Genomic DNA, 23,136 nt, shown 5'->3' with positions numbered 1-23,136 from the left:
TAGATAGGACGACTACAAAACTAGATGACTATAAAACTAGATGACTATAAATAAGTTAAGTTAAATAACGGACGCTTAACTTAATATTGACTGTCGTAGGCTATGGCTTTAGCCCAGTATATATTCAGATAGATAAATTGAAAATGGGTAATTTAAGTGGATACTTATAAACCGCACGTCATCTTACCTAATCTCACAATCGCTGTCATTATTTCTCCGTCTTCTTTATCATGTATCCAAGTCGTACCTATAACGTCATACCTATATAGGTATATTTAATCAAATTACCAAGAAAAAACAGTTTTTAACTAGGGCGTATCTTCATTTTAAAAATGGTCATAAAAATGAGATAAATTGCTGTCAGACAAGGAAAATAACGCAGATAATATCGGGATATTAATCAGTTATTTGACGCAGTATGACAAAATTTAGCCATTTATTTCTAGCCCATTTAGATATCATCATTTGAATTAAAGACACGCCCTAGCATTAGGCTAAGAGAATGAAAATGCAAAACGACAATAATATAACAGCATTGCGGGCAGAGATAATAAATGCAAAGCCAAGCCTTAATACGCCTGACAATAGCACTAAATGGTGGTTGCTTGGCACCTCCAACTGTCACCTGTGTGAGCTAGCAGAGCAGCTACTGACACGCTTCGGTGCCGTGTACCCTATTGAGTATCAGTTGGTCGATATTGCTGACTTTGATGAAGCTTTGATGATGAAATTTGCCACGACCATCCCTGTACTCTTGACGCCATCAAAGCGCCTAGATTATCCATTTTCGGTTATGGACTTGCAGCAGTTGCTAGCGGCATCATAAAACCCTAAGAGCGAGAAACGCATGAAAGACTTAAAAAAAATCACTGAGATTGAAGATTTGCGCTGTGTGGCCGAGCGTAAAGTGCCGCGTATGTTTTATGACTATGTCGATTCAGGCTCATGGACACAGACTACCTACCGTAGCAACGAGACCGACTTTGACCGTATCAAGCTGCGTCAGCGGGTATTGGTAGATATGGATAACCGCAGCCTTGCCACGCAGATGATTGGCGAACAAATCAAAATGCCAGTCGCCATCGCTCCGACAGGCTTTACTGGTATGATGTGGGCAGACGGGGAGATTCATGCGGCACGGGCAGCAGAAAAGTTCGGTGTGCCGTTTTCGCTCTCGACCATGAGTATTTGCTCCATTGAAGATGTGGCGAGCCATACCAGTGCGCCATTTTGGTTTCAGCTGTATGTGATGCGTGATCAGGAATTTATGGCAAACCTGATACGCCGTGCCAAAGACGCCAACTGTTCAGCGCTTATCCTGACTGCTGATTTGCAGGTGCTCGGCCAGCGTCATAAAGACATCAAAAACGGTCTTTCAGCGCCGCCAAAGCCCACGCTTGCCAATATTTTGAATCTGATGACCAAGCCTCAATGGTGCATGAATATGCTCGGCACCAAAAGACGCACCTTTGGTAATATCGTCGGTCATGCCAAAAACGTTGCTGATATGTCGTCGCTGTCGGCATGGACAGCAGAACAATTTGATCCAAGGCTGAGCTGGGATGATGTGGCACGTATCAAAGACGCTTGGGGCGGCAAGCTCATCATTAAAGGCATTATGGAGCCAGAAGATGCGATACTGGCGGCTCGTAGCGGTGCTGATGCGCTGGTGGTGTCAAACCATGGTGGTCGGCAGTTGGACGGTGCGCCCTCTTCCATCGCCGCTTTGAGTGACATCGTGCAGGCAGTACAGTCCGAAAACAGCGCCATCGAGATTTGGCTGGACAGTGGCATTCGCTCTGGTCAAGATGTGCTCAAAGCCCTCGCACTTGGTGCCAAAGGAACGATGATCGGGCGGTCATTTTTGTATGGATTGGGTGCTTACGGCGAAGACGGTGTGCGCCGTGCACTTGAGATTATCTATAACGAGTGCGATATCAGTATGGCGTTTTGTGGTCATACCGATATCAACCAAGTGACAGATGATATTTTAGTCAAAGGCACTTATGAGCATCTCAAGATGGCACCGCCTTTTTGACCATGTATTTTTTAATCTTCTTTATCAATCATTTGTAATAGGCACAAAAACCTATGACCATACAGAACCTATTAAAAACCGCACCTGTCACCGCACTGCTCTTAGTCAGCTTCATTGGGCTGTTTATCATGCAAGTGCTGACTGGTGTCGATATCAATAACCCCTCGACAGAGGCGCTACTCAAGTGGGGCGCTAATGCCCTGCCATTTACGATGGGCGATCAGCCGTGGCGCTTGGTCAGTAGTGCGTTTTTGCATATTGGTTTGATGCACTTATTGTTCAATGGTTTTGCGATGTATTTCTTTGGGCAAGTCGCTGAGCCTATGTTTGGTTCTGCTAAGTTTTTGGCCTTATTTTTACTGGCCGCAATCGGCGGTAACTTACTCAACAATCATGTCACCTGGCTAGGTATCTTGGACGGTACGGGACAGCCAGGGCTTTCAGCTGGCGCCTCTGGTGGCATCATGGGTATCGGCGCTGCCCTACTCATTGCCGCACTGTTTAAGATATCGGTCAATGGCATGGTGCTCAATCTCAAAAGTTTGGTGTTTATTATGGGCATCAACTTGGTCTATGGTTTTGCTGTACCAGGGATTGATAATGCAGGTCATATCGGTGGGGCTATTACAGGACTGGTGATCGCACTGGGGTTTGCGGTCGCTCATCGTCACATGGCAGCCAAGCAGCAGGCCATTCCTAGCATACCTATCTATCAAAACCGTTATCCGACCGAGCAAACTGACGATATTGATGCACCTATTGGCAGCCATACTGACAGCGACATGCCTATGGACTCAACCATATACCCTTACCATGTTCGCACTGTCTCTGCCCAAGCAAATATCTCTGCCAAGCCCGCTGTAATCTGGCGACTGTTGCCTTGGATAGTGATGTTGGTTATTACGCTTGGTTTTATCTGGTGGTGGCAAGACATCCACTGGCAAATCATCGAGATACTAAAAACCATTGAGTAAACCGTCATACTTATCTATGATTAATCAATAGAGTATGAATACAGAGTATCTATAGTTGATACACTTTAAAACCGATACAGTGCTACTGGGATAAATTTTGTGCAGCTTCGAAAAGTGCGAAGCGCACAGCAAGCAAGGAAAGTTTGTACCAGTAGCACGACAATTATAGACGTATCGATTTTATTTCGAATTGACTATACCTTAAATTTGGCCTTTTCTACTCATTTACTTCCATACTGTCACCTACTAACGAGACTAAGTTATGTTTAAACTTGCAGCGCTATCCAACCTTCCTACTGGCACTCTTTATAGCGCATTGGCGGCGACTCTATTATTCAGTGCCGCTGGTGTGGCAACTGCTGCCCCCTTCAAAAACCTGCCAGCCGATCAAGATGCCCAGCTGAGTGTCGGGGCAAACGCCATGATCGTCAGCTCAGGCTACGATATGGAAGACAGCACCGAAGTGCGCGTATTGCCGGGCGTATTTTATGACAACAATAAAATCTATGCACGTGGTGCCCAAGCTGGTGCTTATCTCATCAATGATGGCACCAATCAGCTATCCGCTTACGCTCAGCTTGCTGGCAGCCAGTTCGATCCTGACGATGCCAATGGCGCACTGCAAGGCCTTGATAAGCGCAAGTGGTCAGCCGCTGCAGGTGTCACTTATCTACGCCGCACGCCTATTGGCGGTTTCCGTGGCCAGATTGCTACCGACGTACTGGGGCGCAATGATGGCACCTTTGGACGCTTGACCTATCTGGCTCGGGTGTCTAAAGACAAGCTGACGGTCTATCCTAGTATCGGTATCGAGTGGAAAAACAAAGACTACAATGACTACTACTATGGCGTCAGCGATGCCGAAGCCACTCGTACTGGCGTCGCCGCTTATCGTCCTGACTCAAGCTTTAACCCCTATATCAATATCAGCGCCAATTATGACTTTAATGATAAGTGGGCAGGGTTTGCCAATCAAAGCTTAAGCTATCTAGCGGATGAGCAATACGATAGTCCGATGGTTGACTCACGTACCGAATCACGTACCACGCTTGGCTTGTTGTATAAGTTCTAGATTTTTTCAAACTGCGTTTTTTAGTCTGCAATATAGAAAGACTGGGCTTTTTGTCCAGTTTTTTGTTTTTGTTCATGCGTTTTTTGCTATAAAGCCCTAGGGTCTTTTGAACACAAACATAAGATTTATTAGGGTATATAAAGGATAAAGGACTGCTCTTATTATGATACGTTCTACCTTTTGGATGATTGGGGCACTGACTTCATTTTGTTTGATGGCAGTGGGGGCACGTGAGCTGAATGGCCAAATCAGTGTGTTTCAGATTTTATTTTTCCGCAGTATCGTAGGCCTGTTGGTATTATTGCCAATCTTACTTTTATCTAAAAGACGTGGCCTTTTATTTCCCAAGCGCATGAGCTTACACGTCGTCAGAAACTTATTTCATTTCGCAGGACAATACGGCTGGTTCTTGGGTATAGGGCTGCTGCCTTTGGCAACCGTATTTGCGATTGAATTTACCGTCCCTTTTTGGACCATCCTCATCTCCTCTCTTTTCTTAAAAGAATCAATAACCCTGAAAAAAATTATTGCGGTATTGTTAGGCATTTTAGGCGTCATAGTCATCGTACAGCCCAGTTTGGAGGTCGCCCACTATGGGTCGCTCATCGTTTTGAGTGCTGCCATTTGTTATGCCCTCTCCCATGTGGCGACAAAGTCACTGTCCAATACTCAGCACCCTCTAAGCATTATTTTTATGATGTGTCTGATACAAGCGCCTTTGGGATTACTTTTATTTATAGAAGGGTGGACCACGCCAGTAGGCATAGAGTGGCTGTGGCTGGTCATCGTGGGTTTGACCGCCCTGTCAGCGCATTACTGCATGACCAAAGCCATGCAATATGCAGAGGTGACATTCGTGGTGACCATGGATATGTTTAGATTACCGCTTATCTCACTCATTGGTGTACTCTTATACTCTGAACACTTTAGCGTGGCTTTGGTACTTGGCATGCTGCTGATCGTTGCTGGTAATGGAGTAAATATCTACAGTAAGAGAAAAGCCCTTGAAATTTAGTAGCCAGTCTTCATATATATAGTAGGTAAGATACACAGTAAACAAGCAAATATAAGGAGACTGTTATGAGTAAGTTAGTAACACGCAACTCTATCTTTGACAACTTCTTTGATGAAATGGCACCCAGCTTTTTGATGCGCCCACTCCATGGTGATGGCTTGCCTAGCGCTCATCAGATCAAGATTGATGTCAATGAAAAGGACAATAAGTTTTACGTCAATGCTGAGATTCCTGGCGTCGCCAAAGAAGATATTGATCTGTCCATTACTGGAGATGTCGTCTCTATTAGCGCAGAAATTCAGCAAAAAGACGAACAAAAAGAAGGCAATAAGGTACTACGCAGTGAACGTTACTTTGGCTCAGTGTCACGTAGCTTCCAGTTGCCAGATAAGATAAAGGTCGATGACGCAGAAGCATCATATGAAAATGGCGTACTCAAGTTGGTATTGCCAAAAGAGACGGGCTCAGATCGTAAGAAGCTTGAAATTAAATAAAAATAAAGAAGCTTTGATAAAAATTGAATGAAACTATAAGGGCACATGATTGATTCATGTGCCCTTTTTTTTGCGGAACTATTATAGGCTAAAGGAGTGCAGTCAATGAATGTAAGGTGCGCCCAGTGCAAAGCAGGAATAGCTCCAAAATTTAAAACAAAAAAAACCTTGCCACTCTATCTAAGAGCAACAAGGTCATTTAAATTATTAGCTGAATCAACTCACCAAAAACTAGCCTTTGAGCTTGACGATAGAGGCGACGTTACAGCCCTTATAAAGAATCTCACTGTTGGCGTTTTGGATATTAGCCGAGGACTTATGATAATTATTCAAACGCAATGGCCCTGTCATAATACTAAAGTTTTCTTCATCCCCAAATACCGTTGAGATATTATCAGTACGTGCTAGATTAATGGGTAAAAATCTCTTTTTGCCATTTAAATTGGCTTCTGCAAAGGTCGGTAAATACTGTTTATTAAAGCCATAAGTGACGCTGATTTTATTATTGTTTTGGCAGGTATAATTCACTTGTCTATGCTTGATGGCGGTGTCATAGCTCTCGCTCGGTTCCATCACTTGATCTGAATAAGCGAGCGCTGAACCAGAACCAAGTGCAGCCATCAAAATACCAACAGATGAAAGTGCAGCAGTTAATTTATTCATAATACGACCTCAATTAAATGATTAGAAGGGTTATAGATAAGCAAAATATAAACACGGACTGTATCGGCGAGCTATTTATAGTTGTGCTAATTGCTCGCTCTTATTGTCTTTGTTATTATTTAGGGCTGTTATTTAAGAATTGTTATTCATCAGCGCTTACCTATGCGACTATTTTAACCAAAATTTTTGTTGGTGCTGTTATAAATATTAGTTGGCTTGTTGTCTGAGCGTAAGACATTGTTTCGCGCGATGTATGTGGTTCAATCAATAGACAAAAAAAGACCTTGCCACGATATGTGACAAGGTCTTTTTACTATTCTAAGAAAGTATTAGATGACTTACTTAGGATGTACCATATCTTCTGGTGTCACCCACTCATCAAACTGAGCTTCGGTCATCAGATCCAGCTCTACTGCCACTTGCTTCAGGGTTTTGTCTTCTTTATAAGCGGTCTTAGCAATCTTGGCGGCATTTTCATAACCCACATGACGGTTAAGTGCGGTCACTAGCATCAGCGAGTTGTGCAAGAAGTCGTCGATTTTCTCTTTAACTGGTTCAATACCCACCGCACAGTTGTCATTAAAGCTGTTGCACGAATCGCCAAGCAGTTTGATCGATTGCAGTAGGTTATAAGCGATGACTGGCTTATAAACGTTGAGCTCAAAGTTACCTGCAGAACCGGCAAAACCGATTGCAGCGTCATTGCCCATCACTTGCGCTACTGCCATGGTCATGGCTTCTGACTGCGTGGGGTTGACTTTGCCTGGCATGATAGATGAGCCTGGCTCATTCTCTGGAATCGTCAGCTCACCGAGGCCACAGCGAGGACCTGACGCCAGCCAGCGAATATCATTGGCGATTTTGTTTAGGCTAGCGGCGAGCGTCTTTAATGCACCAGAGGCAAAGACTTCGGCGTCACGAGCAGCTAGGGCTTCAAATTTGTTTGGAGAGGTCACAAATGGCAAGCCTGTTAGCTCAGCCAATTGCTCAGCGGCTTTTACGGCATAATCTGGGTGCGAGTTAAGACCAGTACCGACTGCAGTACCGCCTAGTGGTAGCTCATACAGTCCTTGTAGCGCATTATCAATACGGGTCAGCGCATGGTCAAGTTGGCTGACATAGCCGCTAAACTCTTGGCCTAGGGTCAAGGGCGTGGCGTCTTGTAGATGGGTACGGCCGATTTTGACGATACTATCGAACTCTTTGGCCTTAGCGTCTAGTGTGTCACGTAGCGCTTTTACTGCTGGGATAAGCAGGCTGTTGATCTGACGAGCCGCGGCAACACGAATAGCGGTTGGGAAACTGTCGTTGGTCGACTGTGCATGGTTGACATGGTCGTTTGGGTGTACTGGTGCATAGCTACCACGCTCAGAGCCTGCGATTTCATTGGCACGGTTGGCCAGTACTTCGTTCATGTTCATGTTTGACTGGGTACCAGAACCGGTCTGCCAGACGACGAGTGGAAACTGATCAGTAAGACCACCGTTAATCACTTCATCAGCGGCTTTTACGATCAAGTCGCGCTTGTCTTCTTCGATGCGATCAAGGCTGGCATTAGTGATGGCGGCAGCTTTTTTGACCAGTGCCATCGCTTCAATCATCGGACGTGGCAAGGTCTCGCCACCAATTTTAAAGTTCTCACGGCTACGCTGAGTTTGTGCGCCCCAGTACGCATCCGCTGGGACTTCTACGTTGCCCATAGTGTCTTTTTCGGTACGAGTTGCCTGATTCTGTGACATAACGGTCCTCTTTGGTTTTATTTATCCATAGAAAGTGCAACGCCTGCTGCACATAAAGGAGAGTAGGATGTAAAGCGTCATTATGATAGCATGACTTATCAAAAATTTCTCCACGTCTGCGAGAGAAACAAATGCTAAATACTCAAACAATGTCTCCTGTTAATCCACCCAGACGTCAGTTTACTCGCCAGCGTCGACAGCTTGTAGCCAGTGAGCGTAGAGCGTGTGGTCGGGCCGCAAGCTTGCACTTAATTAAGCTACAGCAGCGCCTACCACCGAACGCTCGTATCGGCTTATATTATGATGGGTTTGGCGAGCTGCCCACGCAGCCCTTGCTCGATTGGTGTTTGCGTTTAGGCTATCAGGCTTATTTGCCCGTCGTGGGTTCGCTCGGGCGTGATGATAAGGGAGATGATGATAAGCGTCTGCGCTTCATACCCATCTATCATGACAAATTAATCAATGTACCGACCCAAGTTCACCCCTTAGGCATGAAACAAAGCCACAATCGCAAGTTGTTTTGGGCATCAGAGTTGGACGTCATTATTTGTCCCTTGGTAGCGGTCGATAAGCAAGGCAATCGTATGGGCATGGGTGGTGGTTTTTATGATACGACTCTTGGTAAAGACTACCAGTCGGGGGTAAAGAAACCGCTGAAAATCGGCTGGTGTTATGACTTTCAAGTGGTTGAGCAGCTCAAGCGGCAACCGTGGGATGTACCTTTAGATGGTTTGATTACCCCAAGCGGTATAAGGTGGTTTTGATGAGCAATAATGATAAACAGTCTGATAAAAAACAATCTAGCGCTGCTCATTCTAGTGCAGATAATGTTGCACAGCATTTGCGTGCGCTAGGAGATGATGACACTAGAGAAACTCGTTACTATAGTCAGGAACAAGCCTTTAGCGCTGATGAGTTATCAAGCGTTATTAATGAGGCGCGTTTAAATGAGTTATTGGCGCAGAGTGATGAGTTTTTGAATAGTTTAAGCGGTGAGATTGAAGATTTTGATGAGGAAGATGATAGGTAAATAAAAAATATTGAACAGTTTTTAGGGTGTGCTCAGCGCAGCTATCAATTGAGGCTAAGCCTGTAAATAACAAAGTTATAGTCTTTGAACCAAAAACATCTAACAATCAAACCAAAAAGGCGAATGACTATAAAATCACTCGCCTTTTTTACCTCTCTAAAAGTCTATATAGTCAGCTGAATGTAAAACTGTTATGGATTTAAATGCGCTACTGGTATAAATTTTACTTGCGTGCTGCGTTCCCAGAGGCTGCGCAAAATTCACCCCAGTAGCGCTATGACATTTTTAGAGTGTATCGACTATAAGACCCATTAAAGCACCATCGCGGCAATCCAACCAAAGGCCAGTAGCGGAATATTATAATGAATAAAGGTCGGTACCACGCTATCTCTGATATGGTCATGCTGCCCATCCACGTTGAGACCCGAAGTCGGTCCCAAGGTCGAATCGGACGCCGGCGAGCCAGCATCACCCAGCGCCCCTGCCGTACCGATAATAGCCACCGTAGCCAGTGGTGAGAACCCTAACGACATACATAGCGGCACGTAAATCGCTGCGACAATAGGAATGGTTGAGAATGACGAGCCAATACCCATGGTCACAATCAGACCTATCCCCAACATCACTAAAGCGGCGATGACTTTATTGCCAGCAAATAGATTGGTCGCGCCATCGATAAGCGGTGCAATCTCCCCTGTGGCTTTCATCACTTCAGCAAAACCCTGTGCGGTAATCATAATAAAGCCAATCATCGCCATCAGCTTGATACCGTCATTAAATACCGTGTCGGCATCACGCCATTTGACCACCCCTGTCGCCATAAATACGGCAAAACCAAACATAGAGCCAAGTAATAGCGAATCCGTATACAGCTGGACCAAAAAGGCGGTAATAATAGCTGCCACTGCCACCAGCGTCTTCATCTTGCTTTGCGTTTGCGCACCCGCTGCCTTTTTGCTTAAGTCGTCAGCTTCAATGACCGCATCACGCTCTTCTTTATTGATGGTCAACTGCTGGTACTGACGCGGCTTACGATAACTGATAAAGATGGCTGTCAACAAGCCGATGAACATACCTAACGCTGGAATGGCCATGGCTTTGACGACAGAGATATCACTGACATCAATACCGGCCTCGCCAACGTTTTTAAGCATGATTTGATTGAGGTAGATATCACCAAAGCCATATGGGATAAACATATAGGTAGTGACGAGACCAAAGGTAATCAAGCAAGCGACAAGGCGTCTATCAATCTGCATACGGTTAAACGCTAAGAGTAATGGCGGCACCAATAGCGGAATAAAAGCAATGTGAATCGGAATTAAGTTTTGGCTAAAGCAGCTCATCACCACAAGCCCTGCAAACAGCATGTACTTAATCATACCACTCGTGCCGCCAGCATCGATACGTTTGATCACTGCCCCTGCCAACGACTGCGGCAACCCTGAATGCGCAATCGCTACCGCAAAGGCACCGAGTAGCGCATAAGACAGCGCAATGCCCGCCCCGTTTTGAATGCCTTCTTGAAAGGCTTCTAAAGTCGCCGTAATGCCTAAACCAGCGATTAACCCGCCCGCCAGCGCACCGATTAATAAGCTGAGCACCACATGCACTCGTGCCAACGACAGCCCTAGCATGATGATGACCGCCAGTAGTACCGCATTAATTGCCATACTTATGCCCCTTACTCTGTATTATCTCGCCCATATGTAATCTACTGCTATCATCTTAGTATCTTGTAACCGACACTTTTTGACCTGATACGCTTATCAAAGGTAAGACTGGCCATTAAGACGGGCGTCAGTTTACCTGATTTTGGTGATAAAACCTATGTCCAAAACCAAGCAGATATCAAATGTATGCCGCCTTAATTTCTGACTATCTGCTTTGTATTGTTGCTTTAGCCTTGCATTTTTTGCCAAGGGCTCCATTTATCTATCATAAACCACTAACTTGACTGAACAAGTCTGGTGAACGAGGAAAAAATATATGAGTGAACATAAAATCGATAAAGACAACATCGACATTGATGTATCAACTGCCGTCACTGATGATGAGCTAGAGACGTCATCTGAGACTGAGCAGGAAACATCGTCAGACAATACCAAGGACAGTGCGTCAGAAAACTATCTGCCACTACTGGCCCTGCGAGACGTCGTGGTGTATCCACATATGCAGATTGCCCTGTTTGTCGGTCGCGCCCCTTCAGTAAAAGCGGTTGAGCTGGCACAAAGCGAGTACGGCAATAAAGTACTGGTCGTGGCACAAAAAGACTCACTGACTGAAGATATTGATCACGACAACTTGTATCAGTACGGTACCGTGTGCCGCATCGTCAGTACCATGCCACATGACAGTGATGAAAACTGCATCAAAGTACTGATCGAAGGCCAGTATCGTGCTCGTGTCGACACCCTAGAGACACATGATGAGCTGCTAATGGCGAGCTTCGAACGTGCTGATCTCGATGTCAGTATGGATGAAAGCCAGCAAAAAAACACCATTCAAGCCTTGACCACTTTGTTTGAAAGCTATGCTGATGCTCGTTTGCGTAACGCTCGTGAGCTGACTCGTGTGGCCAAGCGTATCGATGATTTGCTCGAGCTGATGTACTTTATCTCTACCCGAGTATCGATGGATCTTGAGGTCAAACAGTCGTTTTTGGAAAAAGATGACATTAAGACGCACATCAATACTTTGACTGAATATCTGGTCAAACAAAGTGCTGAACAAAACATCGAGCAAGATATCCAAGATGCGGTACGTCAGCAAATGGAAGACAATCAGCGCGAATACTTCTTAAATGAGAAGCTAAAAGCCATTAAAAATGAGCTGTCTGATATGAGTGACGGTGCGTTTGATGGTGAAGATGATGTCGGCGAGCTTGAGCAGCGTTTAGAAGATGCTGACCTGCCCGATGATGTGCGCAAAAAAGCGGAACAAGAGCTGAAAAAACTCAAAATGATGCCGCCTGCCTCGAGCGAGTCGTCAGTCGTCCGCAACTATATTGAGTGGATACTAGATACGCCGTGGAATGCCACCACCAAAGTTTCGATCAATTTGGATAAAGCCAAAAACGTATTAGACGAAGACCACTATGGCCTAAAAGATGTCAAAGATCGTATCTTAGAGTACTTGGCAGTACAGTCACGAGTAAAAAAACTACGTGGCCCGATTCTATGTCTGGTCGGCCCTCCAGGTGTGGGTAAAACCTCACTCGGTGAGTCAATCGCCCGTGCCACTGGCCGTAAATACGTGCGTATGGCGCTTGGCGGCGTCCGTGATGAAGCTGAGATTCGTGGCCATCGCCGTACGTATATCGGCGCCATGCCAGGTAAAATCGTACAGTCACTGGCAAAAGTGGAAGTCAAAAACCCACTGTTCTTATTGGATGAAATCGATAAGATGGCGCAAGACTTCCGTGGTGACCCTGCCTCAGCCTTGCTAGAAGTGCTCGATCCGTCACAAAACGACACGTTCAATGACCATTATTTAGACATGGACTTGGACTTATCACAAGTGATGTTTATCTGTACAGCCAACAGCATGGATATTCCGCCAGCACTACTTGACCGTATGGAAGTGATTCGTCTGCCGGGTTATACCGAGGAAGAAAAGGTCAGTATCGCCCAAAAATACTTGGTGCCAAAAGCCATTAAGCAAAACGGCCTGAAAGAAGGCGAGATTGAGATCGTCGAAGCGGCACTGCACAGCATCGTACGCAACTATACCCGTGAAGCGGGCGTGCGTAACCTTGAGCGTGAAGTCAATAAGATCTGTCGTAAAGTGGTTCGTGGTTCAGTAGAAGCACATGGCGCCCGTGCGCCGAAAAAAGCCGAGCGTGAATTGGTCACAGTCGATGGTAACAATATCGATGACTATCTAGGCGTACATCAGTATGACTTTGGTCTGGCTGAAAAAGAGCCTGAGATCGGTCGAGTGACTGGTCTGGCTTGGACACAGGTCGGCGGCGAGCTGCTCACTATCGAAGCGATCGCCATGCAAGGCAAAGGTGAGCTTATCTTTACCGGTTCTCTTGGCGATGTGATGAAAGAATCGATTCGAGCGGCGATGAGTGTGGTTCGGGCTCGTGGTGACCGTTTGGGTATCGACTACGAGACGGTCAAAACCACGGATATTCACGTGCACATGCCAGAAGGTGCCACGCCAAAAGATGGCCCATCTGCTGGTGGCGCTCTAACGACAGCCTTGGTCTCTGCTTTGACAGGCATCGCTATTCGTCCTGACATCGCTATGACAGGTGAGATTACCTTGCGTGGTAAAATCCTACGTATCGGTGGCCTGAAAGAAAAGCTGCTTGCCGCCCATCGAGGTGGTATCAAACATGTATTGATACCAGAGTCCAATGAGCGTGACCTAGCGGACATACCTGATAATGTCAAAGAGGGCCTGACCATTCAGCCGGTCGCAACGATTGATGAAGTATTAAAAGAGGCTCTGGTCAGTATGCCAGTACCGCTAAAACCTGCGAAAGTGACGGTGGATAAAACCTCAGGTAAAGCACTGCATAACTAATCTGAAAAACTGCTGATGTAGTCTTATTAATTAGAGAGCCGCTTGTCGTCATGACGGGCGGCTTTTTTTGACAAAAATAAAAAGCAATCTGGTTAAAACCTTGTGCTATATTTTAGACAAATGTTTATCGAGCAGACAATCATGACTTTAATTCGTTTAATTAGTCCACTTTTAACGATTGGTCTATTATCTTCTGTAGTTTTATTGGGTTGCCAATCTACTAGTTTGAGTAGCACGGTATTTACTAATCCTGCTGTAGACAACGAAAACTGGTCAACCTCTACGCCTAAACCTAGACTTTTTCAAACGATTACCAAATACCAGTGGCAACTAACCCACGTAACCGATGAAAGTGGACAAATACAACCGTTTAATCATAAGCCTCCTTTGATAATGCAAGTCCGCCCCGATATTTTATTATTTGAAGAAGGCTGTCATCGTTATCAGGGTACTTTTAAGGCTATGCGTCCTTTGCCTTACCCCTACTCATTGCCTGATATAAGAGACTTACCTGATGACTGCATAGCTATTTCTCATCCGGGCAGTGACTTAAATAAGGGCGATATTCAACGAGCTTTAGAAATTGTATTTGCGCCTTATTCAGATTCATATTTTAAGTTTGATCCTATACTGCCTTCATCGCCACTCTTTTCTAAAAAAGCATCGAAACAACTGGCTCTAAAAACCGATAAAGGCAAAATGCTTATTTTTTCTGGCGCCGCTATGCCTAAACGAGCCGTCTCTGGATTACCCATTACTAATGAAATATTAGAGCGCTATCAATGGCATCTTATCAGTGCTACTGACCATACCAATAAATCTATTAGCGAATTAAATCATCCAAACGCACCTATTACTGCAAGCTTTGATATTGACTCATATAATCATAGCGACTATCAACAAGGGGCTTTCAGTCAAAGCGTTGGGTTTTTTACGGGATGTAACGGCGTTGGTGGCTCTTACGCGCTCTCCTCTAATCAAACCCTATTGATTGGCGCTTCTCCTTCAACCTTAATGGGATGCGGTGATTTAGTTAATGGGATTGAAGATTATCTTGATCGCATTATGCACAACAGTTCTAGTCAATTAACCCTGACCCACCCAGATATTACATCGACATCTAATATTTCTAGCGTACCTATACCTGGCTACTTACTCACTCAAGAGCTAGATTCTGGCAAAACGCTTATCTGGAAGAATGAAATAAAGAAAACACCTTAGCCCCTATTCATTTTTATATTTTTAAAAAGGATTTTACAATGCTCCTGCCAACTATAAAGCGCTCATTAACTATTATCAGCTTGTCTGTAGCAGTGGGATTAATGGGTTGCCAGTCTGCGCCATTGAATAATATCCAGCAGACCTCTATCGTCAACGCACCTGTTATTAAAGCTAACTCTAACTTTACTGACGAGATAGTAATCAAAGAATCACAAGTAATGCAATGGGTAGCTCATTATGATTGGCAGTTGGCACAAGTGATTAATCAAGGCGGTAAAACCGTCGATATTAATGATTTTGCGCCAATTACCTTACAAGTAAAACCCAGCTCAATCAGCTTTTATCAAGGCTGTGAGCACTATAGGATGGATTTTCATGCGCTGTCCGCGCCGCCTTACCCCTATTATTCTCATCTTGCTAAAGCACCCACAACTTGTCATAACGACACTAATTCTGATAATAAAACGGCGATTAAAGAGAATAATAGTATTCAATCATTATTTGCTAAATACACGCCTGTCAGACTCAATTTTGAATTATTGCCAACTTCATCTTTAACATCAGAATCAGCACCAGTCGATAAAAAAGCCGCCCCTAAACACTTGGTACTTAATATCGAAAATGGCAATCGCTTAATCTTCACAGGCGCAGCAAAAGCGCTAGCTGCTGCTAATGGCTTACCCATCAACAATGAGCTTTTGGAACAATATAATTGGCAACTGGTAAGCGCTGTCAGTAATACTTATGATGATAATGGTCAGTTAGTTAGAAAACCTATGGGCAATTTTTATCATCCTGATCACCCTATTTCAGCGAGCTTTGAGAGTTGGCCTAATAATCAATACGCATCCTTTAACTCAGGCTGTAACGGCTCGCGCGCGCCTTATTTCTTACTCAATGATAATACCTTTAAAGTCGGCTCTATTATTAGTACCGTAATGGGCTGTGGTGAGACAGGCAACAGAATCGAGTCCGCCTTGTTTGATTTAATGCGTGATAGCAGCAGTCATCTAATGCTAAGTTTGCAACCTTCACAACCGATATCGTCAACGGCAAACAATCAGACAGATACGCCTCGTTATAACTTATTGCAAACGATGGCAACAGGCGAAACCTTGGTCTGGCAAAACGAAGCAAAGAATATACCGTGATCGACTTTCAAACCCATACGTTACTTACATTTATTAACCGATTGTTGCGCATTTGATGAATAGTTATGAACCATGTTTGGCTATACTGATTGCGATATTAACAAATGTTGATGTAACTTTTGATGACATGATAAGTATAAATACCCCTTAATATCACTACTAACAATAAATGGAGAATATAATGAAGAAGTTGATGCTTACCAGTGCGTTATTATGTGGCTCAGCGTTGGCGCTTACTGCCTGTCAAACCGTAGAAGGCCAAATGCAAACTGGCAACCCTCTTGATCAGCCTGCACTAAAATCTACGCTTAAAGCAACGGATGGCTCTGACCGTGAAGTGGGACAGCTGTTTTTACGTCCTGTCGATGACGGTGTACAGGTCTATGGTAAGCTGATGAATATGACACCAGGGGCGACGGTTGCATTGCATATTCATGAGACGGGTAGCTGCGCCAATATGGGTAAAGCTGCAGGTGGTCATTTCAATCCAGACAACAACCCCCACTCAAACCCAGACGACATGGATGGTCATGCCGGTGACTTACCAAATCTAACTGCAGATGAAGATGGCATCGCAACTGTAAACTACGTGAATAAAAAAATCTCTGCTGCTGAAGCAGGTAAGTACAGTGTCTATCGTCGTGCCTTTATCGTCCACGCTGGTGCTGATGACTATACGAGCCAGCCAGCAGGTGCTGCCGGTGATCGTATCGCTTGTGGTATTATCGAAAAAAATTAGTCACAAAACACATGTATAGCGGTTGGCATACAACCTTAAATCGCATAAAAAAACCTCTTAGATCTTCTAAGAGGTTTTTTATTGTGCCATGATTTATCGATAGGACTACTCTTCTACCCACTCACCATTACGCCAGTAAACGCCCCAACGGGTGGCTTTACCGTTTTTCTCAGAGCCAATATATTGCTCTTTTTTCTTGCGAGACCAACGTAGAATGGTTGGGTTACCGTCTGGATCTTCGTCCGGCCCTTCAAACAGATACTGAAACTTATCTTCCATTTTATCCTTGATAGGGCGCAGTTCAGCCAGTTTTGGCGCACGTGTCTCACGTACTTTTGGAAACTTGGACGCTGCTAAAAACATCCCAGCTGCCCCTTCACGCAAGATAAAGTAATCATCATGCTTGGTCGATTTTAGCTCGGGTATGTGAATAGGATCCATACGTGGCGGCGCCGCTTCACCAGTCTTTAACACTTTGCGGGTGTTGTCACATTTTTGACAAGCAAAATAAGGACCAAAGCGTCCTGTTTTCAACTCCATCTGCCCATCACACTTATTACAGTCAATGGTCGGCGCATCTGAGCCCGGTACTTCAAACTTACCTTCTTCAAGGATATAGCCATCACAATCTGGGTTGTTACCACAAACGTGGAGTTTAAGGCCACCATCGACGATATAGCCATTCATCGCCGTGCCACATTTCGGACAGCGCTTTTTTTCCATCAAATCTTTGACTTCAGCGGTATCGTCATCGCTTTCTGAATCATCAAGATTGGCAAAGGCTTCTACCGGCATCAAGTTTTTAGTGCCTTTACAGCGCTCTTTTGGTGGCAAGTTATAACCTGTACAGCCCAAAAACACACCCGTAGAGCCAGTACGTAACTGCATCGGACGATCACATAGGTCACAATGCACGTCGGGGACATCAGTAGGATCGTTCGGACGCATGCCATCTTTATCTTTGGCCTTGTCGAGCTTGATTTTAAAGTCGCCATAGAAGTTATCCAAGACGTCTTTCCAGTCACGCTCACCAGTCGCCACATAATCTAGCTTGTCTTCAAGTGCGGCAGTAAAGGTATAGTCCATCAAGTCAGGAAAGCTGTCGGTCAATCTGTCAGTGACAATATCGCCCATCTTTTCAGCAAATAAGCGTTTGTTTTCGAGCTTCACATAGCCACGGTCCTGAATAGTGGAGATAATAGAGGCATAAGTCGATGGTCGACCAATGCCTTTTTTCTCCAGCTCTTTGACCAGACTGGCTTCGGTATAACGTGGTGGCGGCTTGGTAAAGTGTTGACTCGGATCCAGCTTATCGAGTGTGAGCTCATCGCCTTTTTTGACATCAGGCAACAAGGTTTCATCTGTTTTTGCTGGCGGCATCACACGAGTATAGCCATCAAAGGTCATGGTACGACCACGGGCTTTTAGCTCGACATTGCCCGACTCTACAAACAAGCTGACGGACAGGTATTTGGCAGGGGGCATCTGACAGGCCACAAACTGTCGCCATATCAGCTCATAAAGACGTATGGCATCACGCTCTACACCTTTGAGCTGGGTTGACTTCATGTGCACATTAGAAGGTCTGATCGCCTCATGCGCTTCTTGTGCGCTTTGTTTATTGCCATAGAAGTTGGGCTTTTCTGGCACGTACTTGGCCCCAAAGCTGTCTTCAATATAGCCACGAGCAGCAGCCAGTGCGTCACCAGACAAGAATGTCGAGTCAGTACGCATATAGGTAATATGACCCGCTTCATAGAGACGCTGCGCCAAGATCATGGTCTTTTTGACCGGAAATCCTAAACGAGTACTGGCGGCTTGCTGTAAAGTTGAGGTAATAAAAGGGGCGCTAGGGCGTGACTGAGTGGGTTTTTCTTCACGTTCTTTGACGATATAGTCATTGGACTTCAGCACCTCTAGGACTTTATCGGTCTGCTCTTTGTTGGCCAGTTTGAGCGTTTTGCCGTTTTGCTTGGTCGCCTCCAAGCGAATACCATTCTCTTCAGCGTCTTTTTTACCCTTTATGTGTGTGTCGGCATGAATTTGCCAATACTCTTCGGGAATAAAGGCACGAATCTCATGCTCACGCTCTACCACCAGACGCATGGCTACTGACTGCACCCGGCCGGCAGACAGACCACGAGCGACCTTTTGCCACAATAATGGAGACACCATAAAACCCACGACTCTATCCAAAAACCGGCGGGCTTGCTGAGCATTGACACGGTCAATATCGAGCTTAGAGGGCTCTTTGAAGGCATTTTGAATGGCAGACTTGGTAATCTCGTTAAACACCACTCGTTGATATTTACTGTCAGGGCCACCGATGACTTCTTTGAGGTGCCAAGCAATGGCTTCCCCCTCTCTATCCATATCCGTTGCCAGATAAATTTTATCGGCATCTTTGGCGAGTGACTTTAGCTCTTTGATGACTTTTGTTTTATTGGGCAGCACTTCGTAAACCGCTTCCCAGCCATGCTCAGGGTCTACGCCCATGCGGCGCACCAACGCTTGCCGTGCTTTTTCTTCTTTAGATAACGTCTCATCTTTTTTAGTGCTACTGGTTTTTTTAGTGCTTTTACTCGCACTCACAGGTAGGTCTCGTACATGCCCAATACTTGAGCGTACGATAAAATCATCACCAAGGTATTTGTTAATGGTTTTTGCCTTGGCGGGTGATTCGACGATTACCAAAGATTTGCCTTTGCTACTATCGCTGGTAGACGTTTTTTTTGTACTTTTGGTTTTTGCCATGTGTGACGACACCATAATAAAATGATTAAATGTGGATAAAATTTTGCAGTGTTATAACTTATTAGAATAGTCAGGATCAGCCCATATAATCACTGCCAGCCCTTTAAGGTATATAAAAAAGGCCGCAAACTTGTCATGACGTTACACTGCTATACGTTAAACTGTCAACTGCAAAAAACAAGCGATGCTATAAAATGGCTCGAATAACGTTTGATTTATCACGCTCAAAACCAGCATCTTGCTTGATTAGCGGCGCACTTATAGACTCTAAGCACGGTATAACCTCCAGTCCTTAATACGACTGCGACTTGCCGTGCAAACTGGCCTGCATTTGTAGCGCCCAACTCTCAAGCTGAGATTTTAGTACACTCAAGTCAGGCTTTATATTACGAGCTTGAAAGTTTGGACTGCTTGAAGGGCGCACATAAGCGGCGTCCTCCCAATAAATGATAATACAGTTGGCTTTTATCAATAGCGCTTTTACAAAAGGCTCAATCGTCGCTGGCAGATCTAACGGCACGTTGTCTAATACAAAGTTTATTGGACGTGCTGAGCCATCATTCTGGACAGCGCTGGCCATACTACTGTCTGGCCGCCATCTGCCATCAATCGGCTGATAACGAGCATGGGGGAACCTGACATCTTCTAGTACTAAGGCGTACTGACCGATCATGCCTTTGCCATACTCATCGTCTTTACCTTTTACCCAATCGGGGCAAGTCACCAGCTTAGGGTTGAGCTGCAGCCCGCGAGCACTCATTCGCAAATTGTCTATACGTTGATCTGTGCCATTAGGTTTAAGTGCCATCATATTCCCTAATACAAACAGTACAATGGCAACTGCAATCCATACACCCATGGCAATCTTACCTTATCAATGAATAAAAAACCGCTAACGACAGCTCACTGTGTTTTGCTATAGCCCTATATTGTTCGACATCATGACTATTTCAAGGCGTCGCTGATTCATTGTAAAGTCGATATATAGTCGATACACTCTAAAAGTGTCATAGCGCTACTGGGATGAATTTTGCGCAGCCTCTGGGAACGCAGCACGCAAGTAAAATTTATACCAGTAGCGCGTTTAAATCCATAACAGTTTTACATTTAGCTGACTATAGTATTGGCGTATCAGCTTTTTGCTCTCATGATGTAAACAAATGAGCACATCGTCCAAAAAAGTCGCTAGTATAAAAAAATGCTATGATAAACCATAACTTCAGACACAAGCAGGTTTATTATGATTTATTTTTCTAAAAAAAATCATTCGTCATGCTGTCAGCCTATAAAAAAACACGTTACTCCTACTATCAAACCACTGGCTAGCCTGTCTCTTATAGCGGCCACCCTACTCGCACTGTCAGGCTGCGCCACCACGCAAAGCTTGACCCCAAGTCAGTGCCAAACCAGTAACTGGCAAGCGCTCGGCTATGCCGACGGTATCCAAGGCCGCTCTGGTGCTTATTTCGGTCACTATACCAATAGCTGCGCCAATGTCGCAGGGGCGGCCCCCAATCGTATCCAGTGGGAGCAAGGACGCCAGCAGGGTCTAAAAAGATATTGTACAGAGCTAAACGCCTATAAGCTTGGGCGTGAAGGCTATGACTGGCAGCCAGTGTGTCCGCTGGAAGGGATTGAGAAGTTGGAAGAAGCCTACTCGCAAGGGCGTTATTACTATATTCGTCAACGTGACCTTGACTATCTGCGCTCGCCCTATCCATTCGGCTATGGCTATGGACGCTTCGGTTACCGCCCCTTTGGCTACGGTTGGTAAGTATAGTCAGTTCGAAATAAAATCGATACGCTGATGTTATCGTGCAGTTGGTATAAATTTTCCTTGCGTGCTGTTATCACAGAGGCTGCGCAACTGTATTTTAAAAGAAAGCATCCCAACCGCACTGTATCGTTTTTAAAGTGGGTAAACTATAGTAAGCGCCCTAGTCGGATACTCTATGCATAGCGCCTTGTTCTGCTGATAGCTCGATAGACTGCGCCAACAAGTCATGCGCTCTGTCATTGGCGTGGTACATGATTTGGCGATTAATACGCACAGCCAAGTTATAAAACACCACAGCTGGAATAGCCACTGCTATACCAAGCCCTGTCATAATCAGCGCCTCACCGACTGGCCCTGCGACTTGCTCAAGTCCTGCTTGTCCGCTAGTACCGATACTATGTAACGCATGAAAGATACCCCACACCGTACCAAAAAGCCCGATGAACGGTGCAATCGCTGCCGTTGTCCCCAAGATAGGCAGCCCACGCTCACTGGCAAACCGATAGCGCCCAATATGTTTCAATAGCGCCTGCTCTACGACCAAACGGCGAGTAGCAGCGTCTGAGTCTTGTAGCTCAAAGATCTTGGCTTGTAATTTCTGGCTTAAATCATCCGCAACCTCGCCTGCTAACCTACGACTTTGAATGATGCGTATGATACCTGTGACCCAAGAAATGATGGATAATATTAGGAGCAGAAAAAATAAACTCTTGGTCACCATGTCGCTGTACTGCCAGTAGCTTGCCAAGTCCATTCACGACTCCTTGATACGTTGGTTGAGATTGATCTGATTAGGTTTATGCTTCTTATCCGTGTTTATTGCAGCTGTGGCTGCAGTCTCAGCTCTATGTTATTTGACGGTATAATCCACAGGTAAGGACGCTTGCCTTATTTCTAATGTCGACTCTTTGAGTACTCCAGAACGCACTTGACGCATGGCAATGCGATCGACCTTCACATCTCCCGAAGACTTTTTTACCTCTACCTTTGTGATCTTACCTGTTTTATCTGCTTCTAACAGCAATACCAGCTCAAAGGTTTTACTTTGGGTCAGCTTGCTTATCATGCTTTTGGGTAGTCTAAAGTCTGGCTTTATTTGCCAGTCATCAGTACCAATCCTATAGTCTGCCAGCTCATGGGCAAACGGCATAGCCACAAGCTGCTCGTCATTTGCGCCCTCTTGATTTGTATTATCTTGATTGGCTTTTCCTCGATTAATAGTATCTTTATCGTTATTTGACTGCTCCCTGACATCTGATCTGCCACCTGCAGGGTCATCAGGGTTATTTAATTGATTCACCTTATCCTGCGCAATACTGCTGGATGTCGGCGCTGTGGGTATGGTTGAATGTGCTGTATACCCTCCAGTATAAGTAGGCTGCTCTGTGACTCCGGAGGCGCTGCCAGACGCTGCAGTGGCATCGCTGTTAGATATGCCTATGGTAGTGCTTTCTGTTGTTGTTACTCCAGACATGCTTTCTATCGCTGACAGGGGTGCTTGTTGATAGTCATTCTCAGGCTCTATTTCAGTTTCAGTTTCAGTTTCAGTTTCAGTTTCAGTTTCAGTTTCAGTTTCAGTTTCAGTTTCAGTTTCAGTTTCAGTTTCAGTTTCAGTTTCTGCTTCTGCTTCTGCTTCTGCTTTAATATCTGATGCTATTGAATTATTAGCATCACTATTTTTAGTATTACTGCTTTTAGTATTATTATTAGCGTCTGTGCTTTGGATACCCTGTGCTTGATCAGTGCCACTCATCAGTTGAATCTCAATCGGTACTATCTCTGGTAATGGCTCAATGGTAGGCGCCTCTATCTTAATCGTCATCAAGGCTACAGCTATCAATAGATGCAAGCCCACTACAGCAAGGACTACCGTGATTTTTAATGTGCGTGATGCTGTAGTGTTGTGGCTCAAGCTCATGATATCCTGATATTC

20 protein-coding genes are annotated in these 23,136 nt (G+C 45.0%); 13 read left to right on the top strand and 7 right to left on the bottom strand.

All coding sequences use genetic code 11. The annotated features are described in order from the left end of the window. Nucleotides 1-502: 502 nt before the first annotated feature. The 6 genes from J3492_RS01070 to J3492_RS01045 all read left to right on the top strand — a co-directional run bounded on the left by J3492_RS01070 (nt 503) and on the right by J3492_RS01045 (nt 5,593). Complete coding sequence (locus J3492_RS01070; RefSeq protein ID WP_243453025.1) at nt 503-826, top strand: glutaredoxin family protein; 324 nt, start codon at nt 503-505, stop codon at nt 824-826. Between the two features lie 21 nt (nt 827-847). Continuing rightward, a complete protein-coding gene (locus J3492_RS01065) occupies nt 848-2,038 on the top strand; it encodes an alpha-hydroxy acid oxidase (RefSeq protein WP_207988814.1) in 1,191 nt (396 codons plus the stop codon). A 53-nt stretch (nt 2,039-2,091) separates the two neighbouring features. Further along, nucleotides 2,092-3,012, top strand: a complete 921-nt coding sequence (locus J3492_RS01060; RefSeq protein WP_207988812.1) for a rhomboid family intramembrane serine protease — start codon at nt 2,092-2,094, stop codon at nt 3,010-3,012. Nucleotides 3,013-3,274: 262 nt separating this feature from the next. Further along, nucleotides 3,275-4,084, top strand: a complete 810-nt coding sequence (locus tag J3492_RS01055) for a MipA/OmpV family protein (protein WP_207988810.1) — start codon at nt 3,275-3,277, stop codon at nt 4,082-4,084. A 163-nt stretch (nt 4,085-4,247) separates the two neighbouring features. Further along, a complete protein-coding gene (locus J3492_RS01050) occupies nt 4,248-5,099 on the top strand; it encodes a DMT family transporter (RefSeq protein ID WP_207988808.1) in 852 nt (283 codons plus the stop codon). 65 nt (nt 5,100-5,164) lie between these two features. Further along, nucleotides 5,165-5,593: an Hsp20/alpha crystallin family protein gene (locus J3492_RS01045; RefSeq protein WP_207988806.1), complete on the top strand. Its 429-nt coding sequence runs from the start codon at nt 5,165-5,167 to the stop codon at nt 5,591-5,593. 231 nt (nt 5,594-5,824) lie between these two features. Here the strand turns inward: J3492_RS01045 and J3492_RS01040 are convergent, their stop codons facing one another. Then, nucleotides 5,825-6,256: an ACP-like domain-containing protein gene (locus J3492_RS01040; protein ID WP_243453024.1), complete on the bottom strand. Its 432-nt coding sequence runs from the start codon at nt 6,254-6,256 to the stop codon at nt 5,825-5,827. A gap of 338 nt (nt 6,257-6,594) precedes the next feature. Beyond that, entirely contained in the window at nt 6,595-7,995 is a 1,401-nt protein-coding gene (gene fumC / locus J3492_RS01035) for a class II fumarate hydratase (RefSeq protein ID WP_207988804.1), read from the bottom strand. A 131-nt stretch (nt 7,996-8,126) separates the two neighbouring features. On the opposite strand from fumC, the gene J3492_RS01030 reads away from it, so the two are divergent. Next, entirely contained in the window at nt 8,127-8,759 is a 633-nt protein-coding gene (locus tag J3492_RS01030) for a 5-formyltetrahydrofolate cyclo-ligase (RefSeq protein WP_243453023.1), read from the top strand. Next, nucleotides 8,759-9,025 (top strand): hypothetical protein, encoded by a 267-nt coding sequence (locus tag J3492_RS01025; RefSeq protein WP_207988802.1) that lies wholly within the window; start codon nt 8,759-8,761, stop codon nt 9,023-9,025. The genes J3492_RS01030 and J3492_RS01025 overlap by 1 nt, the downstream gene beginning before the upstream one ends. 311 nt (nt 9,026-9,336) lie before the next feature. Here J3492_RS01025 and J3492_RS01020 read toward each other — a convergent pair whose 3' ends face one another. Further along, entirely contained in the window at nt 9,337-10,698 is a 1,362-nt protein-coding gene (locus J3492_RS01020) for a Na+/H+ antiporter family protein (protein WP_243453022.1), read from the bottom strand. 316 nt (nt 10,699-11,014) lie between these two features. Here J3492_RS01020 and lon point away from each other — a divergent pair, with 316 nt between their 5' ends. The 4 genes from lon (at nt 11,015) to J3492_RS01000 (ending at nt 16,672) form a co-directional block, all read left to right on the top strand. Continuing rightward, nucleotides 11,015-13,561 carry an endopeptidase La gene (lon, locus tag J3492_RS01015; RefSeq protein WP_243453021.1) on the top strand — a complete coding sequence of 849 codons (2,547 nt, stop codon included), beginning with the start codon at nt 11,015-11,017 and terminating at the stop codon, nt 13,559-13,561. A 141-nt stretch (nt 13,562-13,702) separates the two neighbouring features. Further along, nucleotides 13,703-14,782: an META domain-containing protein gene (locus J3492_RS01010; protein ID WP_207988800.1), complete on the top strand. Its 1,080-nt coding sequence runs from the start codon at nt 13,703-13,705 to the stop codon at nt 14,780-14,782. Between the two features lie 38 nt (nt 14,783-14,820). Then, nucleotides 14,821-15,933: an META domain-containing protein gene (locus tag J3492_RS01005; RefSeq protein ID WP_207988798.1), complete on the top strand. Its 1,113-nt coding sequence runs from the start codon at nt 14,821-14,823 to the stop codon at nt 15,931-15,933. Nucleotides 15,934-16,114: 181 nt separating this feature from the next. After that, nucleotides 16,115-16,672 (top strand): superoxide dismutase family protein, encoded by a 558-nt coding sequence (locus J3492_RS01000; protein WP_207988796.1) that lies wholly within the window; start codon nt 16,115-16,117, stop codon nt 16,670-16,672. Nucleotides 16,673-16,777: 105 nt separating this feature from the next. Here J3492_RS01000 and topA read toward each other — a convergent pair whose 3' ends face one another. Beyond that, nucleotides 16,778-19,426, bottom strand: coding sequence for a type I DNA topoisomerase (gene topA, locus J3492_RS00995; protein WP_207988794.1), 2,649 nt, complete (start codon nt 19,424-19,426; stop codon nt 16,778-16,780). 292 nt (nt 19,427-19,718) lie between these two features. Beyond that, on the bottom strand, nt 19,719-20,285 hold the full coding sequence (locus tag J3492_RS00990) for a hypothetical protein (RefSeq protein WP_207988793.1): 567 nt from the start codon (nt 20,283-20,285) through the stop codon (nt 19,719-19,721). A 381-nt stretch (nt 20,286-20,666) separates the two neighbouring features. Here J3492_RS00990 and J3492_RS00985 point away from each other — a divergent pair, with 381 nt between their 5' ends. After that, nucleotides 20,667-21,200, top strand: coding sequence for a DUF2799 domain-containing protein (locus J3492_RS00985; protein ID WP_207988790.1), 534 nt, complete (start codon nt 20,667-20,669; stop codon nt 21,198-21,200). A 163-nt stretch (nt 21,201-21,363) separates the two neighbouring features. Here J3492_RS00985 and J3492_RS00980 read toward each other — a convergent pair whose 3' ends face one another. Continuing rightward, nucleotides 21,364-21,957: a MotA/TolQ/ExbB proton channel family protein gene (locus tag J3492_RS00980; RefSeq protein WP_207988788.1), complete on the bottom strand. Its 594-nt coding sequence runs from the start codon at nt 21,955-21,957 to the stop codon at nt 21,364-21,366. Between the two features lie 96 nt (nt 21,958-22,053). Next, nucleotides 22,054-23,115 carry an energy transducer TonB gene (locus J3492_RS00975; protein ID WP_207988786.1) on the bottom strand — a complete coding sequence of 354 codons (1,062 nt, stop codon included), beginning with the start codon at nt 23,113-23,115 and terminating at the stop codon, nt 22,054-22,056. Nucleotides 23,116-23,136 lie beyond the last annotated feature (21 nt).

The organism is Psychrobacter coccoides, from assembly GCF_017498085.1.
GTDB classification, from domain to species: domain Bacteria; phylum Pseudomonadota; class Gammaproteobacteria; order Pseudomonadales; family Moraxellaceae; genus Psychrobacter; species Psychrobacter coccoides.
Note: the sequence above shows the minus strand (reverse complement) of the source record. Positions and strands in the feature narration are given on the sequence as shown.